We start from the raw sequence: 3,450 nt of genomic DNA on the forward strand, positions 1-3,450 counted from the left end.
CCCCCGGGCCATGCCGATCGCCGAACTGGCCCCCGCCCCCGACCGGTCCGTGGCAGGCCACCGCGCCGACCTGTACGACAGCGGGCTCAAGCTCCGCCGGGAGGTCCTCGGCGACGCCTACGTGGACCGCGCGCTGGACGAGGCGGACGACCTCTCCGGCGACTTCCAGGAACTGGTCACCCGCCACGCCTGGGGAGACGTGTGGAGCCGGCCGGGCCTGGACCGGCGCGCCCGCAGCTGCGTCGCGCTGGGCGCGCTGGTCGCCGGCGGCCACTGGGAGGAGTTCGCCGCCCACACCCGCGGCGCGCTGCGGGGCGGCCTCACCCCCGACGAGATCCGCGAGGTGCTGATGCAGACCGCCGTGCACTGCGGACTGCCCGCCGCCAACCGCGCGTTCGCCATCGCCCGGCAGGTGGTGCGGGAGGAGACCATGCCCCAGGAGTGAACGCCGTGCGGCCGCGCGGCGAGGCAGGATGGGGGCATGAAGTTCATCAAGAAGTCCCACTCCTGCGTCCGCCTGGAGAAGGACGGCGGCGTGCTCGTCATCGACCCCGGCATGTTCACCGAGGAGGACGCCCTCGCGGGGGCGGACGCCGTCCTGGTCACCCACGAGCACCCCGACCACTTCGACGAGGCCCGGCTGCGCGCGGCACTGGAGGCGAACCCGAGGGCCGAGATCTGGACCCTGGCCGCCGTCGCCGACACGATCTCCGCCGCCTTCCCCGGCCGCGTGCACACGGTCGGCAACGGCGACGCCTTCTCCGTCGCCGGGTTCGACGTCCAGGTGCACGGCGAGCTGCACGCGGTGATCCACCCGGACATCCCGCGGGTCACCAACGTCGGCTACCTGGTCGACGGCCGCGTCTTCCACCCCGGCGACGCGCTCACCGTGCCGCAGTACGCCACGGTGGAGACCCTGCTGCTGCCGGTGCAGGCGCCCTGGAGCAAGCTCTCCGAGGTGATCGACTACGTCCGCGAGGTCAAGCCGCAGCGGGCCTACGACGTGCACGACGCGCTGCTCACCGACCTGGCCCGGCCGATCTACGACCGGCAGATCGGCGCCCTCGGCGGCGCCGAGCACCTGCGGCTGGCCTCCGGGGACTCGGCCGAGCTGTGACCTTCGCCGCGTGGGACGGCACGGCCGTGCCGTCCCACGCGGGACTGTCGGACCCAGCCGGTAGCGTGGTCCCATGCGTATCGCCACCTGGAACGTGAACTCGATCACCGCCCGTCTCCCCAGGCTGCTGGCCTGGCTCGAGACCAGCGGCACGGACGTGCTGTGCCTTCAGGAGGCCAAGGTCGCCGAGGCGCAGTTCCCCTTCGAGGCGCTGCGCGAGGCCGGCTACGAGGCCGCCGTCAACGCCACGGGCCGCTGGAACGGCGTGGCGATCCTCTCCAAGGTGGGCCTGGAGGACGTCGTCAAGGGCCTGCCGGGCGACCCGGGCTACGAGGGCGTCGAGGAGCCGCGCGCGATCTCGGCGACCTGCGGCCCCGTGCGGGTCTGGTCGGTGTACGTGCCCAACGGCCGCGAGGTCGGGCACCCGCACTACGCCTACAAGCTGCAGTGGTTCGAGGCGCTGCGGGCCGCGGTGGCCGGCGACGCGCAGGGGAGCCGCCCGTTCGCCGTGATGGGCGACTACAACGTGGCCCCCGCCGACGAGGACGTCTTCGACGTGGCGGCCTTCGAGGGGCTCACCCACGTCACCCCGGCGGAGCGGGCGGCGCTCGCCGCGCTGCGGGAGACGGGGCTGGAGGACGTGGTGCCGCGGCCGCTCAAGTACGACCGCCCGTACACGTACTGGGACTACCGCCAGCTGGCCTTCCCCAAGAACCGCGGCATACGGATCGACCTGGTCCTCGGCAACCAGGCGTTCGCCAAGGCGGCCAAGGACGCGTACGTCGACCGCGAGGAGCGCAAGGGCAAGGGCGCGTCCGACCACGCGCCGGTCGTGGTCGACCTCGAGGTCTGACCCGGGCTCCGGGGGTCGCATCCGGCCCGCGCGCCCCATGGTCAGGGGCCGGGGCCGGTGCCAGTCTGGAAGGCATGAACCTTCCCTTCCTGGACCACTGGCGCAAGAGGCACGGTCCGTCCCGGGGAATGGCGCTGCTGGTGGGCGGATCCGGCCCGGGGACCGGCGGGGGCGCGGGCGACCTCGCGGCGGCCGGCGCGATCGCCGAGCTGCTCGCCGAGTGCGAGCTGCTGCGCGCGCACGCCGCGGGGCAGGGCGTCGTCCTGGACGACACCCCGGCCTCCCTGGAGGCGCTCGACCAGCTCGCGCCGCGGTGGCGCGACGACGAGGAGGCGGTCCTGCGGCTGGGCAACGACGCGGGGCTGTACCTCGGCAGCGTCGTGGTGCGCACGGTGCCGGGGGCGGTCTGGGAGATCTGGCCCGACGGGCGGCCGGTGGTCCGGCTCCCTTCCGGGCGCGAGCTGGACGTCGTCGAGGCGGGCCGGGGATGGGCGACGGACGGCGCCCCGGAGCTGTGTCACGTCTACGCCGAGGCCGCCGAATCCTGACGCCCTCGCCCCCTGCGCCACCCCCTGCGCCGGCTCTCCCGCCCGGCCGCGCCGAGGCGGTGTCCGAAGTGCGTGTCTCCGTCACTTGTCGACCGGTCCCGGATAGTTTCGGACCCAACGACACGGCGATGAGCAATGGGGCTGGGCATGGCCTTCGATCCTCAGATCGAGCCTTTGATCGAACTGCGGGGCGTCAACAAGCACTACGGCGACCTGCACGTCCTCCAGGACATCAACCTGACCGTCTCCCGCGGGGAGGTGGTCGTGGTCATCGGCCCCTCCGGGTCGGGCAAGTCCACCCTGTGCAGGGCGATCAACCGGCTGGAGAGCGTCGAGTCCGGCGCCATCCACCTCGAGGGCCGCCCCCTCCCCGAGGAGGGCAAGGCGCTCGCCGGACTGCGCGCCGAGGTCGGGATGGTGTTCCAGTCGTTCAACCTCTTCGCCCACAAGACGGTCCTGCAGAACGTGTCGCTTGCGCAGATCAAGGTCCGCCGCCGCAAGCGCGAGGACGCCGACCGGCGTTCGCGGGAGCTGCTGGAGCGGGTGGGGCTCGCCGCCCACGCCGACAAGTACCCCGCCCAGCTCTCCGGCGGCCAGCAGCAGCGCGTGGCCATCGCCCGCGCCCTGGCCATGGAGCCCACCGCCCTGCTCTTCGACGAGCCGACCTCCGCGCTCGACCCGGAGATGATCAACGAGGTGCTCGAGGTCATGCGGCAGCTGGCCAACGAGGGCATGACCATGGTGGTGGTCACCCACGAGATGGGCTTCGCCCGCTCCGCCGCCAACCGCGTCGTCTTCATGGCCGACGGCAAGATCGTCGAGGACCGTCCGCCCGAGGAGTTCTTCACCGACCCGCACAGCGAGCGGGCCAAGGACTTCCTGTCCAAGATCCTCAAGCACTGACCGGGGCCGCGCCATGATGAACCCCGCAC

At 72.8% G+C, this 3,450-nt stretch carries 5 protein-coding genes; all 5 read left to right on the forward strand.

The genetic code is table 11. From position 1 onward, the window contains the following. Positions 1 to 445: carboxymuconolactone decarboxylase family protein (locus ACOV8S_RS05625; protein ID WP_448316414.1), on the forward strand; the 445-nt coding region annotated here is incomplete at its 5' end. Positions 446 to 481: 36 nt separating this feature from the next. Beyond that, positions 482 to 1,117 carry an MBL fold metallo-hydrolase gene (locus ACOV8S_RS05630; RefSeq protein ID WP_448316416.1) on the forward strand — a complete coding sequence of 212 codons (636 nt, stop codon included), beginning with the start codon at positions 482 to 484 and terminating at the stop codon, positions 1,115 to 1,117. 73 nt (positions 1,118 to 1,190) lie between these two features. Then, positions 1,191 to 1,970: an exodeoxyribonuclease III gene (locus ACOV8S_RS05635; RefSeq protein WP_448316417.1), complete on the forward strand. Its 780-nt coding sequence runs from the start codon at positions 1,191 to 1,193 to the stop codon at positions 1,968 to 1,970. A 74-nt stretch (positions 1,971 to 2,044) separates the two neighbouring features. After that, positions 2,045 to 2,518: a DUF6278 family protein gene (locus tag ACOV8S_RS05640; protein ID WP_448316418.1), complete on the forward strand. Its 474-nt coding sequence runs from the start codon at positions 2,045 to 2,047 to the stop codon at positions 2,516 to 2,518. A gap of 147 nt (positions 2,519 to 2,665) precedes the next feature. Continuing rightward, positions 2,666 to 3,421 carry an amino acid ABC transporter ATP-binding protein gene (locus ACOV8S_RS05645; protein WP_448316420.1) on the forward strand — a complete coding sequence of 252 codons (756 nt, stop codon included), beginning with the start codon at positions 2,666 to 2,668 and terminating at the stop codon, positions 3,419 to 3,421. The last annotated feature ends 29 nt before the right edge of the window (positions 3,422 to 3,450 follow it).

The sequence above is a fragment of the Streptomyces sp. CO7 genome, assembly GCF_053474865.1.

Excerpts from the sequence above, each read along its gene's own strand:
- ACOV8S_RS05630 (WP_448316416.1), top strand. The coding sequence starts at position 482 with ATGAAGTTCATCAAGAAGTCCCACTCCTGCGTCCGCCTGGAGAAGGAC.
- ACOV8S_RS05635 (WP_448316417.1), top strand. The coding sequence starts at position 1,191 with ATGCGTATCGCCACCTGGAACGTGAACTCGATCACCGCCCGTCTCCCC.
- ACOV8S_RS05640 (WP_448316418.1), top strand. The coding sequence starts at position 2,045 with ATGAACCTTCCCTTCCTGGACCACTGGCGCAAGAGGCACGGTCCGTCC.
- ACOV8S_RS05645 (WP_448316420.1), top strand. The coding sequence starts at position 2,666 with ATGGCCTTCGATCCTCAGATCGAGCCTTTGATCGAACTGCGGGGCGTC.